Origin of the sequence: Paraburkholderia sp. J8-2, from assembly GCF_905220195.1 — a bacterium.
GTDB lineage: Bacteria > Pseudomonadota > Gammaproteobacteria > Burkholderiales > Burkholderiaceae > Paraburkholderia.
Map to the genome: position 1 here is coordinate 1 of NZ_CAJMZA010000111.1, position 662 is coordinate 662.

A 662-nucleotide genomic window follows, 5' to 3' on the forward strand; every position below is an offset into this window, starting at 1 on the left:
GCGACGATCGAACGTATCGAAACCCGCCTGGTAGATCTGCCGACGATTCGCCCTCACAAGCTATCCGTCGCCACGATGTACGGGCAAACCCTGATGCTCGTAAAGGTGTACTGCAGCGATGGCGTGACCGGCATCGGCGAAGGCACCACCATTGCCGGCATGGCTTACGGCCCCGAAAGCCCGGAAGCGATGAAGCTGGCAATCGACGCTTACTTCGCCCCCGCGATGATCGGTCAGGACGCCACGCGAATTCAGGCGCTCATGGCGCACCTCGGCAAGCTCGTCAAGGTCAATCACTTCGCCAAGTGCGCGCTGGAAACCGCGCTGCTCGACGCGCAGGGCAAGCGCCTTGGCGTGCCGGTGAGCGAACTGCTGGGCGGCCGCCGCCGCGAGCGCCTGCCGGTGGCATGGACGCTGGCATCGGGCGATACCGCGAAAGACATCGCCGAAGCCGAGGCCATGCTCGAGGTGCGCCGCCACAAGATCTTCAAGCTGAAGATCGGCGCGAAAGACCTCAAAACCGACATCAAGCACGTCGCCGACATCAAGAAGGCGATGGGCGAGCGCGCCGCCGTGCGCGTGGACGTCAACATGGCCTGGAGCGAAACGCAGGCGGCGTGGGCGATTCCCGCGCTGGCGGAAGCCGGTTGCGAACTGGTCGA

Annotated in this window: 1 protein-coding gene; it reads left to right on the top strand. The window is 64.7% G+C overall.

Going from position 1 to position 662, the window contains the following annotated elements; translation table 11 throughout:
• Nucleotides 1–662 (top strand): enolase C-terminal domain-like protein (locus U5A52_RS43025; protein ID WP_321940494.1); only part of this gene is annotated, 662 nt, incomplete at both ends.